Origin of the sequence: Bradyrhizobium sp. 27S5 (assembly GCF_037217225.1) — a bacterium.
Taxonomy (GTDB): Bacteria; Pseudomonadota; Alphaproteobacteria; order Rhizobiales; family Xanthobacteraceae; genus Bradyrhizobium; species Bradyrhizobium septentrionale.
In genome coordinates this window covers 6,464,330-6,488,868 of sequence record NZ_CP147714.1, presented here as the reverse complement: position 1 = coordinate 6,488,868, position 24,539 = coordinate 6,464,330, and the positions used below count along the sequence as shown (strand labels likewise).

Annotated in this window: 21 protein-coding genes; 10 read left to right on the top strand and 11 right to left on the bottom strand. The window is 65.8% G+C overall.

Annotation, left to right across the window (positions count from 1 at the left end):
• Positions 1–8: 8 nt before the first annotated feature.
• Positions 9–1,352 (top strand): Spy/CpxP family protein refolding chaperone, encoded by a 1,344-nt coding sequence (locus WDM24_RS30690; protein WP_338828426.1) that lies wholly within the window; start codon positions 9–11, stop codon positions 1,350–1,352.
• A gap of 151 nt (positions 1,353–1,503) precedes the next feature.
• Entirely contained in the window at positions 1,504–1,902 is a 399-nt protein-coding gene (locus tag WDM24_RS30685) for a hypothetical protein (RefSeq protein ID WP_338828425.1), read from the top strand.
• Here the strand turns inward: WDM24_RS30685 and WDM24_RS30680 are convergent.
• The 10 genes from WDM24_RS30680 to WDM24_RS30635 all read right to left on the bottom strand — a co-directional run bounded on the left by WDM24_RS30680 (position 1,899) and on the right by WDM24_RS30635 (position 11,692).
• Positions 1,899–3,584, bottom strand: a complete 1,686-nt coding sequence (locus WDM24_RS30680) for a SulP family inorganic anion transporter (RefSeq protein ID WP_338828424.1) — start codon at positions 3,582–3,584, stop codon at positions 1,899–1,901. The genes WDM24_RS30685 and WDM24_RS30680 overlap by 4 nt on opposite strands.
• A 312-nt stretch (positions 3,585–3,896) precedes the next feature.
• Positions 3,897–4,886: a hypothetical protein gene (locus WDM24_RS30675; RefSeq protein WP_338828423.1), complete on the bottom strand. Its 990-nt coding sequence runs from the start codon at positions 4,884–4,886 to the stop codon at positions 3,897–3,899.
• Positions 4,883–5,659, bottom strand: a complete 777-nt coding sequence (locus tag WDM24_RS30670; RefSeq protein WP_338828422.1) for a creatininase family protein — start codon at positions 5,657–5,659, stop codon at positions 4,883–4,885. The genes WDM24_RS30675 and WDM24_RS30670 overlap by 4 nt, the downstream gene beginning before the upstream one ends.
• A gap of 10 nt (positions 5,660–5,669) precedes the next feature.
• Positions 5,670–6,455, bottom strand: coding sequence for a DNA-binding domain-containing protein (locus WDM24_RS30665; RefSeq protein ID WP_338828421.1), 786 nt, complete (start codon positions 6,453–6,455; stop codon positions 5,670–5,672).
• On the bottom strand, positions 6,452–7,300 hold the full coding sequence (locus WDM24_RS30660; RefSeq protein ID WP_166304919.1) for a DUF692 domain-containing protein: 849 nt from the start codon (positions 7,298–7,300) through the stop codon (positions 6,452–6,454). Before WDM24_RS30660 ends, WDM24_RS30665 begins: the two co-directional genes overlap by 4 nt.
• 150 nt (positions 7,301–7,450) lie before the next feature.
• The gene (locus WDM24_RS30655; RefSeq protein ID WP_029078868.1) at positions 7,451–7,708 is read right to left on the bottom strand and encodes a hypothetical protein; all 258 of its coding nucleotides are present in this window, start codon (positions 7,706–7,708) and stop codon (positions 7,451–7,453) included.
• Between the two features lie 193 nt (positions 7,709–7,901).
• The gene (locus tag WDM24_RS30650) at positions 7,902–8,165 is read right to left on the bottom strand and encodes a hypothetical protein (RefSeq protein ID WP_338691261.1); all 264 of its coding nucleotides are present in this window, start codon (positions 8,163–8,165) and stop codon (positions 7,902–7,904) included.
• Positions 8,166–8,484: 319 nt separating this feature from the next.
• Positions 8,485–10,275, bottom strand: a complete 1,791-nt coding sequence (locus tag WDM24_RS30645) for a thioredoxin domain-containing protein (RefSeq protein WP_338828420.1) — start codon at positions 10,273–10,275, stop codon at positions 8,485–8,487.
• A gap of 87 nt (positions 10,276–10,362) precedes the next feature.
• The gene (locus WDM24_RS30640) at positions 10,363–10,827 is read right to left on the bottom strand and encodes a DoxX family protein (protein WP_338828419.1); all 465 of its coding nucleotides are present in this window, start codon (positions 10,825–10,827) and stop codon (positions 10,363–10,365) included.
• Between the two features lie 133 nt (positions 10,828–10,960).
• Positions 10,961–11,692 (bottom strand): cytochrome c biogenesis CcdA family protein, encoded by a 732-nt coding sequence (locus tag WDM24_RS30635; RefSeq protein ID WP_338828418.1) that lies wholly within the window; start codon positions 11,690–11,692, stop codon positions 10,961–10,963.
• A 188-nt stretch (positions 11,693–11,880) separates the two neighbouring features.
• Between WDM24_RS30635 and WDM24_RS30630 the strand changes: the two genes are divergently transcribed.
• Positions 11,881–13,926 (top strand): adenylate/guanylate cyclase domain-containing protein, encoded by a 2,046-nt coding sequence (locus tag WDM24_RS30630; RefSeq protein ID WP_338828417.1) that lies wholly within the window; start codon positions 11,881–11,883, stop codon positions 13,924–13,926.
• Between the two features lie 986 nt (positions 13,927–14,912).
• On the opposite strand, the gene WDM24_RS30625 is transcribed toward WDM24_RS30630, so the two are convergent.
• Positions 14,913–15,659, bottom strand: coding sequence for a FadR/GntR family transcriptional regulator (locus WDM24_RS30625; protein ID WP_224741787.1), 747 nt, complete (start codon positions 15,657–15,659; stop codon positions 14,913–14,915).
• Positions 15,660–15,833: 174 nt separating this feature from the next.
• Here WDM24_RS30625 and WDM24_RS30620 point away from each other — a divergent pair, with 174 nt between their 5' ends.
• The 7 genes from WDM24_RS30620 (at position 15,834) to WDM24_RS30590 (ending at position 24,480) form a co-directional block, all read left to right on the top strand.
• Positions 15,834–16,865: a TRAP transporter substrate-binding protein gene (locus tag WDM24_RS30620; RefSeq protein WP_338828416.1), complete on the top strand. Its 1,032-nt coding sequence runs from the start codon at positions 15,834–15,836 to the stop codon at positions 16,863–16,865.
• Positions 16,866–16,874: 9 nt separating this feature from the next.
• Complete coding sequence (locus WDM24_RS30615) at positions 16,875–18,731, top strand: TRAP transporter large permease subunit (protein ID WP_338828415.1); 1,857 nt, start codon at positions 16,875–16,877, stop codon at positions 18,729–18,731.
• 12 nt (positions 18,732–18,743) lie between these two features.
• Positions 18,744–19,727 (top strand): NAD(P)-dependent oxidoreductase, encoded by a 984-nt coding sequence (locus tag WDM24_RS30610; RefSeq protein ID WP_338828413.1) that lies wholly within the window; start codon positions 18,744–18,746, stop codon positions 19,725–19,727.
• A gap of 162 nt (positions 19,728–19,889) precedes the next feature.
• Entirely contained in the window at positions 19,890–21,086 is a 1,197-nt protein-coding gene (locus WDM24_RS30605; RefSeq protein ID WP_338828412.1) for an ABC transporter substrate-binding protein, read from the top strand.
• A gap of 19 nt (positions 21,087–21,105) precedes the next feature.
• A complete protein-coding gene (locus tag WDM24_RS30600) occupies positions 21,106–21,963 on the top strand; it encodes a branched-chain amino acid ABC transporter permease (RefSeq protein WP_338828411.1) in 858 nt (285 codons plus the stop codon).
• Entirely contained in the window at positions 21,963–23,762 is a 1,800-nt protein-coding gene (locus WDM24_RS30595; protein ID WP_338828410.1) for an ABC transporter permease subunit, read from the top strand. The genes WDM24_RS30600 and WDM24_RS30595 overlap by 1 nt, the downstream gene beginning before the upstream one ends.
• The gene (locus WDM24_RS30590; protein ID WP_338828409.1) at positions 23,743–24,480 is read left to right on the top strand and encodes an ABC transporter ATP-binding protein; all 738 of its coding nucleotides are present in this window, start codon (positions 23,743–23,745) and stop codon (positions 24,478–24,480) included. The genes WDM24_RS30595 and WDM24_RS30590 overlap by 20 nt, the downstream gene beginning before the upstream one ends.
• Positions 24,481–24,539 lie beyond the last annotated feature (59 nt).

The window sequence follows — 24,539 nt, the reverse complement described above, 5'->3', positions numbered from 1 at the left end:
TTGCAGTCATGATCGTTGCCATGGCGCTGTCGGGCGACGCGATCGCCCGCGGTGGCGGCCATGGAGGAGGCCATGGTGGCGGTCATGGGCACGGCGGCGGTCATGGGCACGGCGGTGGCCACGGACATGGCGGTGGTCATCGACATGGCGGGCATGGCTTCGGCCACATGCATTTCGGCGGCGGCCATCATGGCGGGTTCGGCCGTTCGCACGCGATCCCGCGATCAGGCTTCGCCGGCCATGGCGCCTTCGCGTCGCGCGGGGCGGTAAATTTCGGCCAGCCCGGCAACATGCGCAATGCGTTCAACTCGCTGTCGCGCAACGGCGCATTGCGCAACGGCCGGCTGTTGAGCAACCCGGCGGCGCGTGCGCAGATCGCGGCGGCCGCGGCGCTCGCCGGCTGGCACGGCGGGACGGTTGCCAGCGGCTGGTGGCAGCATCCCGGCGGCGGATATGGCTGGGTCGGCCCGCTGTTCTGGCCGTTCGCCTACAACGACATCTATGACTACGCGGTCTGGGGCGACGACCTCGGATTCTGGGGCTACGGCTATCCGGACATCTATGCCGGCATCTTCGGTCCCTATGGTTATGACGATCTCAGGGGCTATCTGCCCGATCGCAGGCCGGGCCGCCGATCTCGCGGCGGCGGGCGGATCGAAGAGATGTGCGGCAATGACAGCCGTTCGATCGCCGGCCTGCCGGTGGATCAGATCGCGGAGACGGTGCAACCGACCGAGGCGCAGTTGGCTGCGCTCGGCGAACTCGGCGAAGCATCGCTCGCAGCCGCCCGCACCATTCGGGCGGCATGTCCTGCGCAGGTGGTGTTGACCGCGCCGAACCGCCTCGCCGCCATGCAGCAGCGGATCGAAGCGATGGTGACGGCGGTCGCAACCGTCAGGCCGCCGCTGGAGAAATTCTACGGCCTGCTCGACGACGAGCAGAAGGCGCGGTTCAACGCGCTCGCCGACAGCCAGCGCAAGGAAGCCGCGGCGCGCGATCCCAAAGGTGATCAGAACGCGGCGGTTGCCCGGAACTGCGGCGCTGCGCAGGGCGCCGCGCAGGACTGGCCGACGAGCGAGATCCAGGCCCGGATGCAGCTCAACGACACCCAGCGCGCGGCGCTCCAGGCGCTGCAGGACACCAGCGCCGATGCGGCCCGCAAACTGAAGGCGGCGTGCCAAGCCAACGAGGCAATGACCCCGCCGGCGCGTCTCGCCTCCGTTGCCAAGCGGCTCGACGTCATGCTGCAGGCCGTCAAGGATGTCCGTGCCGCGCTTGAGAGTTTCTACGCCACCCTCAGTGACGAGCAAAAGGCGCAGTTCGAGGCGATCGGGCCGCAACGATCGGCTTGATGCGCGTGTGACATCAAGTCACTCGCCGGATCGGCTGTTCCGGTGTGGCCATGATGCCATAGCCAGCATCTCGCTTTTGCGCCGAGAGGACTCTGCGGTTCACAGGTTGTGCCTAGGCCAGCTATGCTCGCCGCGCTTTCGGGGTACGGCGATGTGGATGTTCAGCAAGGCCAAGCGCAAAGACATCTGGGATGATCCCGTCGAGCAGCCGCTCGGCGATATCGAGGCTGCGCAGCGGATCCGCGCGATCTGCCGCGATGCCGCCGGCTGCGCCGAGGCGGTCGGGGCGCCCGAGAAGCGTTCGCCGAACAAGCATCGGGTCGAGTGTGAGCGCTACGAGCGTGCCGCCAGGACCGCGATGGAGATCGCGATGAAGATAACCGACGAGATGATGCGGGATTCCGCGGTGCGCGAGATCGTCAGCCTCTGCATGAAGGCCAACAACATCAAGACGGGGCGGGCGCTGTTCCGCGCCATCCACACCATTTCCATCAAGGCCGACGTCCTGAAGGAGCATCCGACGCTCGAGGGCGAGCCTTCGCCAGGCTAGCTCGGGCCCAGCGCCCGCACCGCTTCGTCGACGCTGCGGAAGACGTGATCCCGCGGCAGAACCGCGTAGAGATCGAAGCGCTCGAACGCGTCCTGCGCGCGTGTGGATTCGAGCCTCGCCACCGCCACCGTCACGCCGTCATCGCGGCATTCGCGAAACAGATCGCGCAGCGCCTGCGCCGCCGTGAAATCGATCTCGATCATGCCGCTGGCCTCGATCACCAGCAGAAGCGGCTTCGGCGTCGCCGTGCCGATGGTCTTGAGCACGTCGCTGTGAAAGCCTTCCGCGTTGAGGAACGACAGCGGCGCCTGCAGGCCTACGACGGCAATCCCGGGCTTGCGCTCGCCGGTGACGTGCGGACCTGTCGGCCACCAGATCGTGGTGCCAGCCACGTGGACGAATTCCACCAGCTGGCCCCGCGTCGTGGTCCAGATGCCGTGCAGCAGCGACAGCGCGATGCCGACCGCGACGCCTTGCTCGATCGGCAGCACGATGATCGCGGCCGCCGTCGCGATCACCAGCAGGAATTCGTAGAACGACTGGCGGAAGATCGCGACGATCTGCTTCACGCGGATGATGCGCAGCGCAACGAACAGCAGCACGCCGCCGAGCGCAGCGTCAGGCACATGCTTTAGCAGCGTCGCGCCGAACGCGAGTAGCGCGAGCACGATTGTCGCGGCGAACAGCCCGGCGAGCTGGGTGCGTCCGCCGGTCTCCGAGACGATGCCGGTGCGCGGCGGACTGGAGTTGACGGGGAAGGCGCCGAACAGGCCGGACAACAGGCTGCCGGCACCGGCGCCGAGGAAGTCGCGATCGACGTCGGCCGGCTTGTCCGGATCTGACAGAAACGAACGCGTCGTCGCCGCGGTTTGCACCATGACCACGATGGCGATCAGGATCGCCAGCGACAACAGTTTGATCCATCGCTCCGGTGCGATGTCCGGAAACGACGGCTTCGGCAGCGACCCCGGCACGATGCCGACCACCTTGACGCCCTTGCTTTCGAGATGGCCGGCGATCACAGCAATGGTGGCCACGACAAGGCCGATCAGCGCGCCCGGAATGCGCGCGCTGATCTTCTCCGATCCGGCGACCAGCGCCAGCACGCCGAGGCCGATCGCCAGCGTATAGAAATTGGTGCGGCCCATCTCTGCCGCGAGAACCCCGAGCTTGTAAAGCGTCGGCCCGTCCGGCGTGGTCAGGCCGAGCACGCCGGGCAGTTGCGAGACCAGGATGTGGACGGAGATGCCGGCGAGGAAGCCGACTGTGACCGGCGTCGACAGCAGATTGGCAACCCAGCCGAGCTTGAACAGGCCGCCGGCGATCATGATCGCGCCGACCATCAGCGCCAGCGCCATCGCGAGCGACTGATAGTCGGGTGTACCCGCGGTCGCCATCAGCGCGAGGCCGGCTGCGAAGATCGGCGTGATCGTGGAGTCGGCGCCGCAGGACAGGAAGCGGTTGGCCCCGAACATCGCAAAGCCGAGCGAGCCCGCCATGAAGGCAAAGAAGCCGATCTGCGGCGAGAAGCCGCCAAGCCGCGCGGTCGCCATCTGCTCCGGGATCGCGATCGCGGCAAGCGTCAGCCCGGCGATCAGATCGCCGGGCAGGTCGCTTGGCCGGAATGCGGCCAACGAACGGAAGACCGGCCAACTGGCGCGTGTCGGATGATCCTGGCCCATCGGTCTCCCACGTGGATGACAGCGATTCCTGCGGAAATAGTCCGACATCGCGCGCGTAAAAGCCAGCGGCGTCGGGCTGTGTGCAGCCGCGAAGGGTGACGACTAGAACATGATGAGATTAGCTTGAATAGCGGTCGCGACGGCGGTGCGCTCCCTCTCCCGCTTGCGGGGGAGGGTTGGGGTGGGGGCTCTCTCCGCGAGTCACGTCGTGGAGAGAGCCCCCACCCGCACCGCATCTTCGATGCGATGCGACCTCCCCCGCAAGCGGGAGAGGTGGAGCCCGTCTGCTGCGAAGCCGACCTTCATCCCGCGCTAGCGCGGGCGCGCCTCGGTGATCGCCTTGCGGATCGCCGCCAGCGGCGCGTTGTCGTCGAACGCAATACTGTCACCCTGCATCTTCACTCCGAGATCGCGCCACAGTCCGGCAAGATCGGGTGTCACCGGCTTTAATCCCCATTCGTCGTGCAGCCGCGTCAGCACGTCGACGCCGACCGCCTTGTCGGCGGTGGAGAGCACGCGCGCGATCGGCCAGTCCTTTTCATGATTGCCGCCGGCGGCGAGCACGCCGCGCATCGCATCCTGCAGGCCGAATTTGTTGCCTGTGCGCTTGCGGATTTCGACATCCGCGAACAGGCAGAACATCGCGCCGCCCCAGTATTTCCGGCCCCAGGTGTCGGTATTGTCGAGGCCCTCGTCGCCGGCCTGCGGCAGGCCCTTGGGCATGTCGCGCACCATCGCCTGCCAGATGTCCTGCGCCGTCAGGTCGCCGGCCTGCACGCGCGCGACCGGCTCGACATAGACCGCGAGCCCTTCCGACAGCCAGGCGTAGCGGTCGTCGAGATCGGGCAGGGCGGTGTGCACCATCTCGTGCACGATCACCCAGTCGCGCTTGAGGTCGTCCGCATCGGCATCGCGGCCGATCGGCAGCCGGATCGCAGCGCCGCGATAACCCCATGTGGTGCCGCCGCGCACGCGCGAGCCGTCGACCGGCACCAGCAGAAGCCGCAGCGAGCTGACGGGAAACCGGCCGTAGTAAATCGAGACCGCGTGAGCGGACGCCTTGATCCAGTCGAATATTTTCTCCCTGGGCAGCGCCATGTTGCCGGGCGCGAACCCGACATGAATGGTGCCACCAGACACTTCGAGATCGGTCCTGGGCAGCCGGTCGAAGGCGTCGTAGGGCATGCCTTCGCCGCGCATGAACTCGGACTGTGCCTTGACGTGACACGACGCGATGCCGATGAGGATCGCCGCGACCAGCATCGCGGCTGATATCACGCGATAGGTCGGGATGCTCTTCATCGCGGCGTGCCACGCGGCTGTGGCCTGTCGTTCTCGCCGAGGGCCGCGGTCACCTGCTCGCTGAGATCGTCGAGAATGGCCGCGAGCAACGCCGCGCCCTTGGCTGATGTCGCCAGCGTCGGATCGCCGTAGCTGCCGGACCGGCTGTAGTTCGGCGAATTTCTGTCCGACGGCGTCAGGCGGCCGGGCACCTCGTGCTGCAAAGCAGGGCTGGCTTCGGCGCGTTCCGGATCGACCAGCTCCGGCGCCAGCGCCAGCATCAAAGATGTCTCCAGCTCGTCGGCGTGGCTGCCATGGCGTTGCTCGGAGATCTGCTCGGCTGTGCGGCGGAAGCGCGGGCCCTGATAGAGCCGCAGATGCCTCACCCTGGCCGGTTCGAAGCCGGCCAGCGCGCGTTCGACCGGTGCCAGGGTGCTGACTCCCGTGTTGAGCACGAACAATGTGCTGATACCGCTGTCGAGGATGCCGGCGGCGATCTCATGCACCATGGCTTTGAACGTTGCTGCCGACAGGCTGGCGCTGCCGGCATATTCGACGAAGGCGGGGTAGTGGCCGTAGGTGACGGTCGGCCAGATCAGCGCGTCGATGCGTTCGGCCAGATGCGCCGCAAACCACTCGGCCTGCAAGCGGTCGGTGTTGAGCGGCAGATGGAAACCGTGTTGCTTGGCGGCGGCGCCGATCGGCAGGATCGCCGGGCGGCCAGCTGCAATGCGCCGCGCGACCTCGTCCCAGGTGAGGCGTTCGACGAAATGGCTGATGATTTCGGCGCTCATGCCGCGCGTCCTATTCGCGGATCGATGCCGCCGTCAGCAGTCCCGCCGTGATCCAGCCATGCAGATAGCCGGCGCCGCGCGCTGCGGCACCGTCGGGATCGTCATAGGTCGCGAGCATCTCGCAGAGCACGCCGAACGGAATGCCGGCAGAGGCTTCGTCCCACATCATCGCTTCCTCGGCCGGCAGCTCACGGAACATCGGTGTGGTGTCCTGGCGCCAGATCAGAAGGCGAGCAGGCTCGGCCGGCATCTCCGCCTCGGGCGGCGTTTCGTCGTTCTTCAGTGCGATCCAGATCGCGGCGGCATTGGTCGACAGGTCGATCCGCGCAGCGCTCGGATGCGGCTGGAACACCAGGTCGTTCCAGACCTCGGGCGCGAAACCGGCCATCGTCTCCAAGGCGAGCACGTCGCCTTCGCGCGCATCGAAGGCGTCGTTCAAGGCCTTCTCGAGCGCGGCAAGGTCGGCGAGCACGGGGTGATGGCTGTAGGGTTCGGCGGACTTCAGGAAATCCGGCAATCCTTGCGAGAACCAGCGCAGGTTCGGATGTTCTGATGGCCGTGCCTTGACGTAGGCGTGGCCCATCTCGTCGAACATCTCGTCGCCAAGAAAGCGATGCAGCAGCTCGTGGTCGTTGCGCATCGCTTCGACCAGCCGCGAGCCATAAGCATGGCGGTAGACGCCGAACAGCGTCGCGCGCGTCTCCCTGGAGCTGTCGAGGATTTCGGCCAGGATGCTGTCATCGCCGGTGAGGATGGCGCGCTGGAAGTCGCCCTGCTGGCGCGCGAAGTCGCTCATGCCACAGGCGCGCCCGCGCCCAGCACCTGCGCCGCGATCTCGCGAGTGCGCTCGACCTCGAGCAGCAATTCGTCGAGCGGCGGAATGTTGTCGTCGCGCTCGATCATGGTCGAGACCCGGCCGAACCGCTGCAACGCCGCGACATAGAGGTCCCAGACATCCTCGCACACCGGATGGTCGTGCGTGTCGATGATGTGCGTCCCCATATGGCTGTGGCCCGCCATGTGGAATTGCACCACGCGGTCCGCCGGAATGCCGTTGAGGAAGGCCATCGGATCATAGCCGTGGTTGAAGGCGCTGACATAGACATTGTTGATGTCGAACAGCAGCCAGCAGCCGGAGCGGCGCGACAGCTCGGAGAGGAACTCCCACTCCGTCATCTCGGAATTGTTGAACTGCACATAGGTCGAGACATTCTCGAGCACCAGCGCGCGGCCGAGGACATCCTGCACCAGCTGCACGCGGCTCACGACATGATCGAGCGCCTCCTTTGTGTAGGGGATCGGCAATAGATCGTGCAGGTTCTTGCCGTGCACGCCGGTCCAGCACAGATGGTCCGACACCCATTTCGGCTGCACACGTTTTGCGAGGTCCTTCAGGCCTTGCAGATAGTCGAAATTCGGCGGCGCGGTGGAGGCGATCGACAGCGAGACGCCGTGCATCACCACGGGATAGCGCTCGCAGATCCGGTCGAGGATGCGCAGCGGCTGGCCGCCCGGCAGCATGTAGTTCTCGCTGATCACCTCGAACCAGTCGATCGGCGGATTGCCGTTCAGGATCTCGTCGTAGTGCTGCGCGCGCAGGCCGAGGCCAAAGCCCAGGAACGGCGGTTTGGCCGCTTGCATCGTTTGCCCCGTGTGCGCCGTCGTGGGCAATCGGCTTGCGACGTTCATGGCGTCTCCGCGTGGCAGGCGCTGCAATCGCAGCGTCTCGTCTGCAAAACTAACATGGAAACGAGGCCCGGCCTATGCCGGGCCTCGTCCCGCTCGATCGGTTCAGGCGGGCTCGAACTTGCCCTTGGCGGTGGTGCACTGATCCTTGGTCATGGACGAGAAGCCCTGACCCTTGCAGGCATTCTGGCCCTTGCAGGCGTGGTTGCCGCCCTTGCAGGAGCTCTGGCCCTTGCAGGCATTGGCGCCGATGCATTTGCCTTCGCCCGCGGCGTAGGACGGCGTCGACACGACAGCACCGGCGAGGAACAGCGTGGCTGCAGCGGCGGCAAGTGTGGCGCCGGACTTGGTCGTAACCTTCATGAGCGTCTCCTTACGGACGATGGTTGAAGGTGCGCCCCCGCCGGCCTGCGACAGTCCCGGACCAGGGCTGCACCCGATTGATAGCTACGTACAGCAGTCCGTCCTGGTTACACCAAGGACGGACATTTTGCTGCTCGCAATGAAGAAAGCCCGGTTTGCGTGCCGGCCCTTCTCCGGCCGTTGACCGCTGCGATCAGCCTTTGACGAACTTGCCGCCCTGAGCCATGCACTGCTTCTCCGAGGCCATCGAAAAGCCGGTGCCCTTGCAGGCGTTCAGGCCCTTGCAGGAATTGGCGCCGCCCTTGCATGCACTCTGGCCCTTGCAGGCGTTGCCGGCCATGCACTTGCCGGCAGCGGCATTGGCGGCCGTCGAGGTGGTCGAAACCACGGAGCCGGCGAGGAACAGGGTGGCCGCAGCGACGGCGAGCGTGGCGCCGGACTTCGAATTCAACTTCATGACGATCTCCTCGGTGATTGTTTGATGCAGTAAACGTGGCCCGTGAGTATCCGATGATTGTTCGATCCCGGACCGCACAACGGATGGACAATCGGAGAACAATCAGATCGCAGGGGCGTCCGCGGCGCGGTGCTTCCCGCGATTTGAGTGCTCGTCCAAGATCAGCTACGGGGTATCAGGCGATTTGGTTACAGCGCTTCAAAAGAAAATTTTGTTCGACGCGGGTCTGATGCCCGGTTCATGTCAAACACCGCGGATCAAAGAGTATTTCATTGCGCAGTGCCGATCGGTTTGCTGCATCGCACTCTCTGCATTTTAATCAGTTTTGCGCTGATCGCGCCGGCCTCAGCTTCGCCATCTGTGCCACGTTCGTCCGCAATTCCTCGGCACTGAACGCCGGGAATGAGCAGATGCGGTTGCTGCAGGCAAACGCCGCGGGCTCGCCGAGATCGGGATAGTCGACATCAGGGTTGGGCAGCTTGCCTTCGCGGAGGTCGAGCCATTCGAGCCGCTTGTAGCGGGCGGGCAGGGCGCGGGCGATCGCATGCAGGCTCTGTGCGCGGCCGTCATCCTTGTGTCCGACGATCGTCACATGCGTCGGCTCGACCGCGAGCTCGTCGTCGGCGAGCAGCACGCCGGGCAGCGGACGCGGCATCTCGGCCGACGCCGCGCTCAGGTAACGCATGGCATGCGAGGCCTGCTCGCGGGTGCCGTCGTTGCCGGTATAGCGATTGAGCATGTTCATGAAACGCGCGACCTGGATCTGGTCGTCGATCAGTTTTGCCGGTTTTGCAAAAACGCCCGCTTCTCCCTCCGACGTCTTCGCGGTGAAGAAGCCGCCGGCCTCGTCGCGGAAGCTCGCGACGAAATCGCCGGCCTTCGTCGCCGACGCCAACCAGTCGCGATTGCCGGTCGCGGCGTAGAGATCGAGCAAGGCCTGTCCCATCGCGACGGTGTCGCCGAGGAAGGGGCCGCCGCGATCCGTCTCGCCATGGCGGAAGCCGCCATCCGGCAGCGCCCGATTGGCCAGCACCCATTTTGCCGCCCGCTCGGCGATCTCAAGCGCCTTCGGATCGTCCCTCGCGTCGTAGTAGGCTGCGAGCCCCGAGATCGCCCAGCCGTTCTCCCGCGCATAAAGGTTCTTGTCGATGCGGGGCATGCCGAGCTTGCGGCGCTCGGCATCATCAAGCGCGTAGTATGTGTGGCCGTCGACATCGTGATTGAGATCGGCGTCCTGGCTGACATGGAAGGCGCCGTCGGGGCTCAGCAGGAAGCTTGTCAAATAGCGCTCGACGTCGCGTGCGGCCGCGAGATATTTCGGGTCCTTCCATTGCGCGTAGGCCTGGCTGTATTGCCGCAGATATTGCGACTGGAACGAGATGATTTTCTCGAAATGCGGTCGGTTCCAGGAGCCGGCCTCGGAATACTGAAACACGCCGCCCCACACCGGATCGATCAGCGCGATCGCGGCATCGAGCGTTTGCCGGGCGCGTTTTGTTGCCATGGCGTCGCCGGCTTCGGCGCGGCTGATCGCTAGGTCGAGGCTGTCGGCATCGATATATTTCTGGTTCTCGCCCCAACCGCCGAGCTTCTCGTCGTAGGAAGAGTCGAAGGTCTTGGTCAGCTCAGTGCGCTGCGCCTTGCCGAGAAACGCCGAGACGGCGGGCTTGATCTCGAAGGCCTCGCCGACTGACGGGCCCGGCGAGGGATCGTCGATGATGGCCTTGAGCAGCGACTGCATCCGCTCCGGCTCGATATAGTCCCTGATCTTCGCGATCTCGGTGCCGTCGGGCGCGAACACGATGGTGGCCGGCCAGCCCCAGTCGCCGTAGCGGCTCGAGAGGTCCGGATTGGCGTCCTGGTCGACGCGGACCGGGAGATATCTTGCCGACAGCAGTTCCTGCACCCTGGGGTCGGCGTAGGTCGTCTTCTCCATCACGTGGCACCAGTGGCACCACACCGCCTCGAGATCGAGGATGACGAAACGCTTCTCGGCCGTGGCGCGCGCGAACAGATCGTGGCTCCAGTCGCTCCATGCCGGGCCGTCCGCCGCGAGCGACGGCGACGTGCTCAACGCCACGAGAATTGCGATGGTGCGGACAAGTCTCATGGCGCGCTCCTGGCGGCGAGGGGTCGTGTGAGCTACGCGCTCGCCCGGATCGGGGCTCGCCATGTCACGGGATTGTGAGCCAGCCTCTCAGGTCGCCGCCTTTTGGCCCGCCACCGCGTTGACCAGCAGGCGGTCGAGCGAGGCGGCGCCGGGACCTGTAATCGCAAGCCACATGAAGGCGGCGAAATAGGTCGCCTCCTCGAAGCCGAGCAGCGTCTCCAGCGAATCGACGTCGCCCCATTTCGCCGACCTGATCGCGACGATCATCACCACCGCGAGCATCGCGGCGGGGATGCGGGTGAACAGGCCGAGGATCAGCATCGCGCCGCCGAAGCATTCGACGCCTGATACGAAGGGGGTGAGGATGGTCGGGAACGGAATGCCCCAGCCGGCGAAATTCTCGGTGACCTGGGCGAGGTTGGTGAGCTTGCCCCACCCGGCCAGCATGAAGGTGTAGCCGACGATGATCCGCATGATCAACGGCCCGGCCCAGGAAAAATGCGAAGCGATCCGTGCCGGCAGCAAAATCAGCAAATTGACGATGAAATTCATGCGAACCCTCCCGAATATCTCGCCAGGCCGCCTGCGCCGGTGGTTGGGCGCACGCGCACCAAAGGGCACGAGCTGAAAGCTACGGACCCGTTATGGCAGGAGTTTCGCCGGTCGCGGCGGGCTTGTTACGCGCCTAGCCGATATTTTGCAGTGCCGGGAAGGTTTCCAGCAGCCAGACGCTGACGCCGGAGACGGCGCCGGTCAGAAAGCCGATGCCGGTCACGACCATCAGCACGCCCATCACCCGCTCGACGGTGTCGAGATGGCGCTTCATCCGCGCGAACAGCGAGGAGAAATGCTTGATCATGAAGGCCGCCAGCAGGAACGGGATGCCGAGCCCGGCGGAATACACCGCGAGCAGGCCGGCGCCCTTCGTCACCGTGGCCTCGGCGGCCGCAATTGAGAGGATGGCCGCCAGGATCGGCCCAATGCAGGGCGTCCAGCCGAACGCGAACGCAAGGCCCATGACATAGGCGCCCCACAGCCCGACCGGCTTCGGTGCGGTCATGCGCCCCTCGCGCATCAAGAGGCCGATCCGGGTCACGCCGAGGAAGTGCAGGCCCATGATGATGATGACGATGCCGGCCAGGATCGAGAGCTCGGCCGACCAGGCCCGCACCAGCCCACCGACGATCGAGGCGCTGGCGCCGAGCGCGACGAACACGGTGGAGAAGCCGAGCACGAACATCAGCGCCGCCGTCATCACCGCGCGCTTGGAGGCCGCGGTGGCGCCGTCCTGATTGACCTGCTCGATGGTCGCCCCGGTCAGATAGATCAGATAGGGCGGCACCAGCGGCAGCACGCAGGGCGACAGGAAGCTGACTAGGCCGGCGATCAGGGCGGCCGGGATCGAGACGTCGTGCATCAAAGAACCTTCGAGGTAACTATCTTGTCTTGGCGTGTACGCGGCCAACAATCCAGAAGTTTCGTCGCCGGCACATTCAACTATGGTCACAGGGCCGTGTCCGGGCGCTGCGCCACCGCCGTGCGGGTGAAACAAACCCTGATATGTTCCGTAGTGCGGTAATGAAACCGTTGATACGGACCCCAACGATGCGCATCGGCATCCGCAGCGCCATCTCGGCCCTCGTCCTGACCTCGATCGTGGTCAGCGCCGTCGGCGTGCATCTGTTGTGGTGGCGCACCGCACAACGGGTGAGCCAGACCCTGGCCGACACCATCAATGACCAGATCGTCTCCGCGGTCGGCGACGAATTGCAGTCGATCACGACCGAAGCGCGTTCGTCGATGACGGCGGTGCGGACGTTGCTGACCGAGAAGGTGCTGGACGCAAGCGACGCGCGCAAGCGGCAGTTCGTGTTCCTGTCGCAATTGCAGTCGCAACCGACCATTTCGTGGGTGGCATTCGGCTGGCCGGACGGCTCGTTCTTCGCCGGACACAAGCTCGGCGATGCCGGCGTCGAGATGCTGACCATCTCACCCGACCGCAAGCTCAAGGCCGATCAATACGACTATGCCGGCATCGACATCAAGCTCAGGGACAGCACCGTCGAGGATAGCAAATATCTGGTCACCGACCAGCCCTGGTTTCGCGATGCGATCGCAGCCAGCGACCAGCAATGGTCGACGCTGACGACGCTGCCCCGCGGCGAGCGGCTGGCCGCGATGCTGGCGGTGCCGATCGACGTCGACGGCGAGCGCACCGGCGTGCTCGCCATCATCATCGAGCTGACCCGGGTGTCGAACTTCCTCTCGCAACTCACGGTCGGCAAGTCGGCGGGCGCCTTCCTGCTCGATCGCGACGGCAGCGTGATCGCGTCTCCCGATCCCGATGCCGACGAGCTGAATGCGCTGAAGACCGACCATCCGCTGCTGCCTGTTGCGGTCGCCGCGGTCAGGCAGGCCGGCAAGGCCTACGATCCCGGCGAGGGCGAGGCGTTCCGCTCCCAGGTCACGCGGGACGGGCAGGCCTATCAGGCGGTGCTGACGCCGATCTCGTTCCCGGGCTGGTCGCTGGTGACGGTGGTGCCGGAATCCGAATTCCTCGGCCCGGTGCGGATGACGATCCGCAATCTCTTGATCGGGCTCGCGGCGCTGATCGCGGCCGCCGGCCTGTTGTCGGCCTGGCTGGCGCAACGGCTGATCGCGGCGCCCCTGATCAAGGTGGTCGGCGAGATCCGGCATGTCGAGCGCTTCGACCTCGACAAGGTCGAGCGGCATCCGTCGCGCCTTGCCGAGATCGAGAACCTCTCGGGTGCGATCGGCGACATGGCGCGGGGGCTCGCCGCATTCCGCAAATACATCCCCGCCGATCTGGTGCGGCGTCTGGTCAGCGACGGCAACGGCGCGCGGCTCGGCGGCGCGGTGCGGCCGATGAGCGTGATGTTCATCGATCTTGCCGGTTTCACCGGCATGTCGGAGCGGCTCGGCGACCGCATCATCCCGTTGCTGTCGCGCTATTTCGACGTCGTCTCCGCGGCGATCCAGAAGGAGGGCGGCACCATCGACAAGTTCATCGGCGATGCCGTGATGGCGTTCTGGGGCGCGCCCGCGGCCAACCCGGATCACGCCGCGGATTGCTGCCGGGCGGCGCTCGCCTGCCAGCGCGCGCTGGCGCAGGCCGGCCTCGCCGACGACAAGGGAGACGCGGTCGCGATCCGCATCGGCATCAATTCCGGCGACATGCTGGTCGGCAATATCGGCTCGGAGGTGCGGCTTAACTACACCGTGATCGGCGATGCCGTGAACATCGCGAGCCGCCTCGAGAGCACCAACAAGGTCTATGGCTCGACCATCATCATCGGCCCGGAGACAAGGCATCTCGCCGGTGATCGCATCGTCGTCCGCGAGCTCGACCGGCTCGCCGTCTACGGCCGCGCCGGCGGGCTCGACATCTACGAGTTGATCGCAATGGCCGACGAGGGCGCGATCGCGCGCGACTGGATCGCGTCCTATGAGGCCGGACTGTCGGCCTGGCGCGCCGGCGATTTCACCGCAGCGATCGCAGCGTTCGAGACCTCCCGGCAGCTCCGCGGCGCGGATGCGGCCTCGTCGCTGATGATCGAGCGGTGCAGGCATCAGCTCGCCAATCCCACCGACGAGGACTGGGACGGCACCACGGTGGCGCGCTCGAAATAGCGGCGTTGCGACGAGGTTCGGCTGGTGGATCGTGGTAGATCGTAGGATGGGTAGAGCGCAGCGAAACCCATCGTTTTATCCGCGCGTTGAGATGATGGGTTTCGCTGCGCTCTATCCATTCTACGATGCACATCGTGATGGCAACCAAGTGTTGCCAATTCGACACGTCGGGCGACACAGCAAAAACCTGTCAATCCCCGCGCGCAAAAATAATTCGGTTTATCAGTAGGACAACTCAGTGCTATAGGTTCACCCGTCTCACCCGATACGAGGGGCGCTTCGCGATCGTCACGAACGCGGTGTGGGATGCGGTGGACGCCGAGCGTGGAACTGACGAGAGCACGCGAAGCGGACGGTGAAGTCGTGTGGTCCTGACGCCCCAGCGGCCGGTGTCCTCTCGTAAAGCGCGCAGCGCTTTGCGAAAGCGGTGACAAACAAGCCAAGTCTCGCCGGGGAGAGCACGAAGTAAGCCGTAACCCATCGCGCAGGGAAAGCCGGGTTGTTCCCGGTTACACCTGTGGTCCTACCCCCGTGCTTTCTACTTTTGCACGGGGCCCATGGGTGCGATCGGCACCCGGCTTTCCCTGCGCCCTCTGCTCAACGAGAGGGCGAAACGAGATGCAAAGCTCGGACAAATCATGTCGCGAGAACGCGAAGCTGTATCCCCACTCACACTGTCATCGCCCGGCTCGACCGGGCGATCCAGTACGCCGCGGCCTCTCGGCTCAAGCACCGGCGTCTCTGGAATACTGGATCGCCCGGTCGAGCCGGGCGATGACACCGAGAACTCGGCTGTTTGACATCATGAATCGAGAACCTCCTTCATCGTCGTCCTGGCGAAGGCCAGGACCCATTACCCCAAATGCAAATTGCTGGACGATGCTGGGGCCTCGATCTCTCTCCCAATACACGTCGGTGGTTATTGGTCCTGGCCTTCGCCAGGACGACGTGGAGGTGTCGACGTGAGGATGTCGCTTACACAGCGACTACCGCCTGCGCGCAGGTTTGCCCGCCGGCGTCTCGAACTCCCGGCCGCGAATTCTCACGAGGTCATCGGCGGAGTTCGTCAACAGCACGACGGTGGCCGCGCGCGCCGCTTCGACCTCACCGGCGGCGATCGCATTCAGCACCGCGCGGTGTTCGCGCAGCGCGCGCGGGCGATGCGAGCCGGGGGCGGCGATGGTAAAACTCTGGCGCAGGGTGATCTCGAACATCTGCGCGATTGGCCAGAAGAACTCGTTGCGGGTCGCGAAATAGATCGCCTGATGGAACATGATGTCGGCGGCGACGAAGTCCTCGTTGGTCCTGGCCGCGTCCATGCCGTCGCAGCCGGCGCGAATGCGGGCGATGTCGTCCGCCTCGGCATGGGTCGCCGCCAGCGCCGCGGCGGCGGGCTCGACCGCGGCGCGCAGCTGGAACAGCTTGGCCAGATAGCGATCGATCTCCGCGGTCTCGAGGTGCCAGCGCAGCACGTCGGGATCGAGCTGGTTCCACTGCTCGGGGGGCCGCACCCGCGTGCCGCTCTTGGGGCGCGACTCGATCAGGCCCTTGCCGGTCAGGGTGCGCATCGCCTCGCGCACCACGGTGCGGCTGACGTCCATCATCTCGCAGATCTGCATCTCCGGCGGCAGCGTTTCGCCGACGCCGATATCGCCGCGCACGATGCTGCTGCCGACGCGGTCGGTGACCTGGCTGTGCACGCTCCGGCGCAATGCGTTGGATGTCTGGAACATCGGAAGCCTCGCTGCGGTTGGTGCCTGCGCCGCCGCCGCGCCACGCTCTTGCACAACCGTATCTGTTTTGTCATACATTATGACAAATGGGCTGCCAAGCTCACGCCGTTCAGGCGGGCGGCCAACACAAACGGCCAAGACAACAAAGATCCGTTCCTGGGGAGGAGCACCATCATGACGACGAACCGGGTGAGCCGCCGCATTGTGCTGCGATCGTCGGTCACGGCCGCGGCATGGCTTGCCGCCGCGCCCGCCATCGTCGGCCGTGCCGATGCCGCGATCCTGAAGATGCGATGCTCGTCATCGCTGCCGAACGATCCCAAATACGCCAACGGCCGCGTCTACTACGACAATCTGGTCAAGAGCCTGAAGGCCAACGGGCTCGGCGAGCAGATCGACGTCACCTTCTTCCCGGACAACCAGCTCGGCCAGGAGATCGACGTCATCAACTCGGTGAAGCTCGGGGTGATCGACCTGATGGTGTCGGGCTCGTCGATCTCGGCCAATCTGGTGCCGCTGGTCGGCACCTTCGACCTCGGCTATCTCTTCACCAGCTATCAGCAGCAGACCAAGGCGTTCGACGCCGGCGCGGCCAAGCCGATCGAGGATGCGCTGCTCAAGGGCGCCAGCATCCATATCATCGGCTGGGCCTATAATTTCGGCGCGCGCAGCGTGCTGGCGAAGAAGCCGGTGAAGACGCCGGAAGATCTCGCCGGGTTGAAGATCCGCACGCTGCCCAATCCGATCATCACCGAATGCCTGCGGCTGATGGGCGCCGCGGCGACGCCGCTGGCGTTCGGCGAGATCTATACGGCGCTGCAGGCCGGCGTGCTCGACGGGCTCGAGCATGATCCGCCGACCATCCTGGCGAGCAAGTTCTACGAGACGGTGAAGCACTACGCGTTGACCCAGCACATCTTCTCGCCGCTCGCGGTCTATTTCAGCGACACCAGCTTCAACCGCATGGCCCCCAAGCTGCGCGAGGGCTTCCTCGATGCGGCGAGCAAGGCCGCGATCGACACCCGCGCGCATGGCCTTGCGGTGGAGAAGGAGGCGCTGGCGACCTTGGTGGAAAAGGGCGTCACCGTCGTCGAATGCGACAAGGAGGCGTTCCGCAAGCGCGTGTTGCCGCAGACCGACAACTTCATCAAGGCGCGGCCCGAGGCGAAGGCCGTCGTCGATCTGATCCGCGCCACTCAGGCCTGAGGTCGGCGCATGTCGGTCGCCGCAGTCGCGACGAGAAGCAGCGCTGAGCGGATCACGGCGCCGCTGCTCGCCGTCAGCGACGCGATCGCCGCGATCCTGCTCGCCGCAGATCTCGTGGTGGTCTGCGTGTCGGTGCTGGCGCGCTTCCTGTTCAATGCGCCGGTCGAGTGGTCCGACGACGTCGCCCGCGGCCTGATGGTCGGCTCGAGCTTCTTCGGCGCCGCCAGCGCGCTGGCACGCAGCGAGAATCTCGGCGTCGCCTTCTTCGTCGACATGCTGCCGACGGGCGTGCGGCGGGTCGTCGATGCGGTCGGTGCGCTGCTCGTCGCCATCATCGCCTTCTACGTTGCGTTCAACGCCATCAAGATGGGCTGGCTGACCACCGGCCAGACCTCCGGCTCCGGCCTGCCGCTGGAATGGACGTTCTACCCGATGGGCGCAGGCGCTTCGTTCATGACGATCTTCGCGTTCGAGACCTTCTGCGGCCGGCCGCTGCGCGACATGATGGCCGGCATCGCCGTGACCGCCGTCATCGTCGGCCTCTATCTGGCCTGGGATGCGCTGGCGCCGTCGTCGGTGCCGTCGTCGCAGGCGCTGATGCTGATCGGCTTCTTCCTCACCCTGTTCGGCGGACTGCCGATCGGCTTTGCGCTGGCGCTGGCGGCGCTGATCTTCATCTGGGTGGAGGGCACGCTGCCCGGCGTGATCTTCGCCCAGCAGATGGCACGCGGCATCGACAATTTCGTGCTGCTGGCGATCCCGTTCTTCATCCTGGTCGGCTATCTGATGGAAGCCAACGGCATGTCGGTCCGGCTGATCGAGCTGTTGCAGCGCGCGGTCGGACGGATGCGCGGCGGGCTCAACGTCGTGATGGTGATGTCGATGGTGCTGTTCTCCGGCATCTCGGGCTCGAAGATGGCCGATGTCGCCGCGGTCGGTTCGGTCCTGATCCCGGCGGCGCGCCGCTCGCGGCAGAACCCGGGCGGGGCGGTGGCGCTGCTTGCGGCTTCCGCTGTGATGGCGGAAACCATTCCGCCCTGCATCAATTTGATCATCCTCGGCTTCGTCGCCAATCTCTCGATCGGCGGGCTGTTCGTCGCCGGCATGCTGCCGGCCGCGCTGATGGCGCTGACGCTGATCGCGGTGTCGATCATCTTCGGCAAGCGCCCTGCCGCGAACGTGGAAGCCGGGCCGCGCGCCGCGGTGTCCGGCTTGTGGACCGGCGCGATCGCCTCGGTCGGGCTGATCTTCATGATCTTCTTCGGCTTCAAGAGCGGCTTCGCCACCGCGACCGAAATCTCCGCCTTTGCCGCGGTCTACGCCATCGCCGTCGGCAGTCTCTTGTTCCGCGAGCTCGGCGCGAAGAGCCTCGCGCACTGCTTCGTGCAATCGGCTGTTCGTTCGGGGCTGGTGCTATTCATCGTCGCCGCGGCGCAGTCGCTGGCGTTCATCCTGACCCTGCAGCAGGTGCCGCACGCGGTCGGCGACCTGATGCTGACGATCTCAGGCAGCCATGGCGTCTGGCTGTTCATGCTGCTGTCGATCGTGGTGCTGGTGGTGATGGGCTCGGTGCTGGAGGGCGCCGCGGCGCTGATCATCTTCGGGCCGCTGCTGCTGCCGGTTGCCGTCAAGCTCGGCATCGATCCCCTGCATTTCGGCGTCGTGCTGGTGATCGCGATGGGGCTCGGGCTCTTTGCTCCGCCACTTGGCCTTGGGCTCTACGGCGCCTGCCTGATCGGCAATGTGCCGATCGAGCAGACCATCAAGCCGATCGCAGGTTATCTCGGCCTGCTGTTGCTGTGTCTGCTGGTGATCGCCTTCGTGCCGGCGATCAGCACGGCCCTGCCGCATGCGCTCGGATATTAAGGGAGTAGAAGCGTGAAGGTGCTGCTCGCCCATACCCCGCAAATGCGCCGCGACTATTACGGCGAGCGCAGCCTGAACGGCCTGCGCGCGGTCGCCGACGTCAGGCTGCATGACGGCGATGAGGCGCTCGACGCGGCTGCGCTGATCGGGGCCGCCGCCGATGTCGACATCATCGTCGCCGACCGCATGACGCAGGGGCCGGGCGAAATCTTTCCGCGCCTGCCGAAGCTCAGCGCCTTCGTGCGCTGTGCGGTCGATATCCGCAACATCGACGTCGCGGCGGCGTCTGCCGCCGGCGTGCTGGTGACGCAGGCGAGCGCCGGATTCGTGCAGTCGGTCGCTGAGCTCGCGCTCGGCTTCATGGTCGATCTGTCGCGCGGCGTCTCGCGCGCGACCGCGGACTACCATGCGGGCAGGGCGCCTGAGGTCGTGATGGGCCACCAGCTTGCGGGAAGCACAATCGGCATCATCGGCTATGGCAGCATCGGGCGCTATCTTGCCGGGATCGCAAAAGCGCTCGGCATGAATGTGCTGGTCGCGGATCCCTTCGTCACGTCAGGTGATGCCGCGATCCGGCATCTGCCGCTCGACGATCTCCTGGCAAGCGCTGACTATGTCGTCTGTCTCGCGATCGCCAACGCAGAGACCGAGAATTTGATCGGGCAGGCCGCGTTGGCGCGGATGCAGAAGCACGCTTTCTTCATCAACCTGTCGCGCGGCAATCTGGTCGACGAAGCGGCGCTGGCGGCCGCGCTGCGCGACAACCGCATTGCCGGCGCGGCGATGGATGTCGGCCGCGCGCCCGATCAGATGCCGACGCCGGAGCTCGCGAAGCTGCGCAATGTGATCGCAACCCCGCATGTCGGCGGCCTGACCCCGCAGGCGATCGAGCATCAATCGTCGGAAACCGTGCGCCAGGTCGCGAAGATCATTGCCGGCGAGATACCCGGCGGCGCTGTCAATGCCGAGCGCTGGACGCGGCGGCCGCGGCCATGAAAGTTCGACTGATCCCAATGCCGTCCGCGGGGCTGGACAAGACGTTTACATCCAGCTCAAACTTGATCCTGCAAAACCGCGGCCCCGAGCGCGCGGACAATCAATCAACGGACGTCCCGCAACAAACGACGGGCGCCGAGAGGGAAACAGGGAGTGCATCACATGGCCATTTCACGCCGTGACGTTTTATTGGGCAGCGCCGGCGCATTGGGCGCCGCATCATTCTCCTTCCCGGCTCCTGCAACAGCACAATCGGAACCGATCAAGATCGGTTGTCTCGCGGCGATCACCGGCCCGAGTTCGGCGCCGACCGTCGGCTTCAACCGGGGCGTCAATTTCGCGGTCGACGCCATCAACGGCGCCGGAGGGGTGAAAGGCCGCAAGATCGAGCTCGTGATGCGCGACACCCAAGGCGATCCGACCAAGGCGGTGAACGCCACCCAGGAGCTGATCAGCCAGGCCAAGGTTCACGCGATCTGGGGTCCGCTGAATTCGGGCGAGGCGCTTGCCACCACGCCGATCATGGCCCGTGCCAAGATGCCCGACCTGCACCCCTGCGTCGTCGAGACCCTGATCGATCCGGTCAAGTTCCCCAATGCGTTCCGCATCGCGCCGTCGAACAATCAATGGGACGATGCCGTGCGCAATTACTGCCTGAAGATCCTCAAGGTGAAGAAGGTCGCGGTGATCGGCGACACCACCGGCTATGGCGTCACCGCGGTCGGCGCGTCGGTCGCGGCGTTCAAGAAGGACGGCGCCGAGGTGGCCTATCAGGCCAATATCGACGCCACCCAGCCCGACATGACGCCGGACATGCTGCGCGCCAAGAACGCTGGCGCCGAGGCGATCGTGGTGTGGAGCGTCTCGACCGGCATGGAGGCGCGCATGTTCAACACCCGCGCCGCGATGAACTGGGACGTTCCCTTCGTTGGACACCCGTCGATGGCCTCCGGCGAGCTTGCGAACCTGGTTGCAAAACCAGAGAACTGGAAGAAGGTCTATGCGATCGGCTACAAGAGCTGCAGCTATGACGGCGCCGGCAAGCTGCCGGCGAAGAGCGCGGACCTGGTCGCGCGCCTGACCAAGGCCAATGTCGCGCTGAATGATACGCTGTTGTGGTGGGTCGCTGGTGGTATCGACTGCATCGAGCTGATCGCCAAGGCGGTCGCGGAGAGCGGCTCGACCGACAGCGCCGGCATCATCAGCTACTGGAATTCGCTGTCGACCTATCCCGGCTATTTCGGCAACTACCGCTTCTCGCCGACCCAGCATAACGGCTATTTGACCGAAGAGATCGTGATGTCGGAGGCCTCTACCGCCAAGGACGGCACCTTCGCGCTGGCGCCGGGGTACACATAGCAGGGCGAGGACGCAGCCGATGCTGGCCTCGATCCTTGCATCCGGTCTCGCGGCGGGCGCGATCTACGCGCTGGTCGGCGTCACCTACAACACGATGTTCTCGACCTCGCGGGTGATGAGCTTCACCGCGGGACAGCTTGCGATGCTGGGCGGCGTGTTCGGCTCGATGTTCACGCTGAAGCTCGGCCTGCCGATCGCGGTCGGCTTCGTGCTGACGCTGCTGTGCTGCGCGGTGATCGGGATCATCACCGAATTCGTCGCGGTGCGGCCGGTGCTCAAGAGCCTCGACCAGCATCTCTACGTGCTCTCGACGCTTGCGGTCGCGCTGATGATCCAGCAGGTCACGGCGATCAAATGGGGCACCGAGCCGCAGCCGTTCCCGCGCATCGCAGGATTCGGTGAGGGCGTTTGGGACGAAAAATTCTGGCTGCCGGTTGCCGCCTGCGCCGTCACCATCATCGGCCTCGAATATCTCTACCGCCGCACGCTGGTCGGTCGCGCGTTCCTCGCCATCGCCGAGGACAATTTCGCGGCACGGGCGCTCGGCCTGCCCGAGCGCAATCTGCGTGTTGCGAGCTACGCGCTTGCCGGCGTGGTCGGCGGCATCGCCGGATTTTCCGGCGGGCAATTGTTGCTCGCCTTCTTTGCCAATGGCGCGCTGCTGAACTTCTACGGCTTCGTGCCGGTGGCGCTCGGCGGGCTCGGCAACAACAGAGGCGCGATCATCGGCGGGCTGGCGCTCGGTCTGTTCCAGCAGGCGGCGAACTTCCTGGTCGGCGGCATCTTCTCCTCGGTCGCGGTGTTCACGCGGTTCATCGTGGTGCTGCTTGCGGCTCCTCAGGGGCTGTTCGGCGCCTCGACCGCGCGGAGGGTGTGATGACGTCGGTCGCCGCCGCTCCGCCCCGAGCCGACAGCGGCGCATGGCGTGCCGCGCTGCCGCACCTCCTGCCGTTCCTCGGCATTCTCGTGCTGCACTTGCTGCTGCCCTTCGTCAGCAATGATTACTGGGTGCTGATCGGCACCCGCGCGGCGATCTACTGGGTGCTGGTGTCGGGCCTCAATTTGGTCGTCGGCTTTGCCGGCCATCTTGCGATCGGCTATGTCGCGCTGCTGACGCTCGGCGCCTACACCACCAGCGTGCTGGTCGCCGGCAATGTGATGCCGGCAATTCCGGTATTTGCCGCCTTGCCGATCGCAGGCCTCATCGGCGCGATCTTCGGCGTGATCGTCGGCCTGCCGGCCCTGCGCCTGCGTACCTTCTACTTTGCGATGTCGACCTTGGGCTTTGCGACCATCGTGACCCAGATCGCGCTGGCCTGGCAGAGCGTGACCGGAGGCGGCATCGGCATTGCCGGTCCTGAATTCCCGGCGCCGTTCAACACGCCGTGGGGGTTCTACGGCCTCTGTATCGCTTTCGCGGTCGTCACCACCTGGATGAGCGCCAATGTGGCGCGCAGCCGGTTCGGCCGCGCCTTGATCGCGGTGCGCGACGCCGAGGTGGCCGCCGAAGCCAGCGGCATCTCCAAGCCGAAGATGCTGATCGCGATCTTCCTGTTCGCCGGTGCGCTGGCGGCGATCGCCGGCGGATTGTTCGCGACCTTGCAGACCTACATCACGCCCGACGCCTTCACCTTCGATCTCTCGGTGCTGTTCTTCATCGCGATCCTGATCGGCGGCCGCGGCTCGATCCTTGGGCCGATGCTCGGCACCATCATCCTGACCATCCTGCCGGAGATCGCAGCGCCGCTCGCGGCGTGGTCGACCTTCCTCTACGCGGTGCTGCTGCTCGTGATCGTGCTGGTGATGCCTGGCGGCATCGCGGCGCTGCTCGATTTCCGCAACCGTCGCCCGCTCGCCAGCAACCGCGCCATCGTGCCGCGCCCGGCCGCGCTCGCCGCCATCGTGCGCCGGCGCGATGGTGGCAAGACGCTGCAGCTGCGCGGCATCGCGCTGAGCTTCGGCAATGTGAAGGCGATCGACGGTCTCGACCTCGACGTCGCGCCCGGCCAGATCCACGGCCTGATCGGGCCGAACGGCAGCGGCAAGACCACCACGCTGAACGTGATCTCGGGCTATTACGCCGCGAAGGCCGGCAGCATGACGCTCGGCGATGCGGTGCTGGCCGCGGGCCAGCCGGTGATGCGTGCCGCCAGCGGCATCGCGCGCACCTTCCAGACCCCGCGGGTGATCGGCGAAGCCTCGGTGCTGGAGAACGTCATGATCGGCGGCTCGATCGAGGGCAGGGCCAATTTCGTCGAGGCGATGCTGGCACTGCCGCGCAACGGCGCGGACGAGCGTTTGCTCGCCGCCAAGGCGCGGGCACTGCTCGGCGTCGTTGGCCTCGAGGCGCTTGCCGATGTGCGCGCCGACCGTCTGCAGCACAGCGAGCTGCGCTTCATCGAGATCGCGCGGGCGCTGATGCTCGATCCGGATTTCCTGCTGCTCGACGAGCCGGCGGCGGGCCTCTCCAATGACGAGGTCGAGCGGCTCGCCACCCTGATCAAGGCGGTCTGCGCCCGCGGCACCGGTGTGCTGCTGGTCGAGCACCATGCCGATCTGATCTTCGACATTTGCCACCAGGTCACCGTGCTTAATCTCGGCCGCACGCTGGCGGCGGGAACGCCGGCGGAGATCCGTGTCCACAAGGAGGTCGTCAGTGCCTATCTCGGCGGCTGAACCCCTGCTTAACGTGAGCGCGCTGGAATCCGGCTACGGCAAGATCCGCGTGCTGCACGGCATTGACCTGACGATCGCAGCCGGCGAGGTGGTGGCGCTGCTCGGTCCGAACGGCGCCGGCAAGACCACGCTGCTGCGCGCGATGTCGGGACTGTTGCCGGTCACGGCCGGGCAGGTCCGGTTCGGCGGACGCGACATGACCAACGCCACGCCGCGCGATGCCGCGCGAGCCGGGCTGGTGCACGTGATCGAGGGACATCGCGTGTTCACGCAGATATCGGTCACCGACAATTTGCTGCTCGCCGGCTACGACCTGCCGCGCGCCGAACGGACTGTACGGATCGAAGAGGCGTTGGCGTTCTTCCCCGAGATCGCCGAGAAGCGCCATGAGCGCGGCGGCGCGCTGTCGGGCGGGCAGCAGCAGATGCTGACCGTGGCGCAGGGCCTGGTTCGCCGCCCCCGGCTCCTGATGCTGGACGAACCCTCGGCCGGACTGTCGCCGGTGCTGGTCGATCGTGTCCTCAATGTGATCGGCCGGCTGCGGGAGCAGGGCACCTCGGTGCTGCTGGTCGAACAATTGCTGGAGAAGGCGCTGGCCTGTGCCGATCGGGTCTACGCGCTGGTGCAGGGTGCGATCGCGCTGGAGGCGCCGACCGGCGAAAGTGGCCTCGCGCACAGGCTCGAGCGCGCCTATTTCGGCCACGCGCTGGGTGCTTGAGCCCCCTAACCCCGTCTGCTCAAAGGTAAGACTTGGCGCCGGACACCGATTCTGGCTTC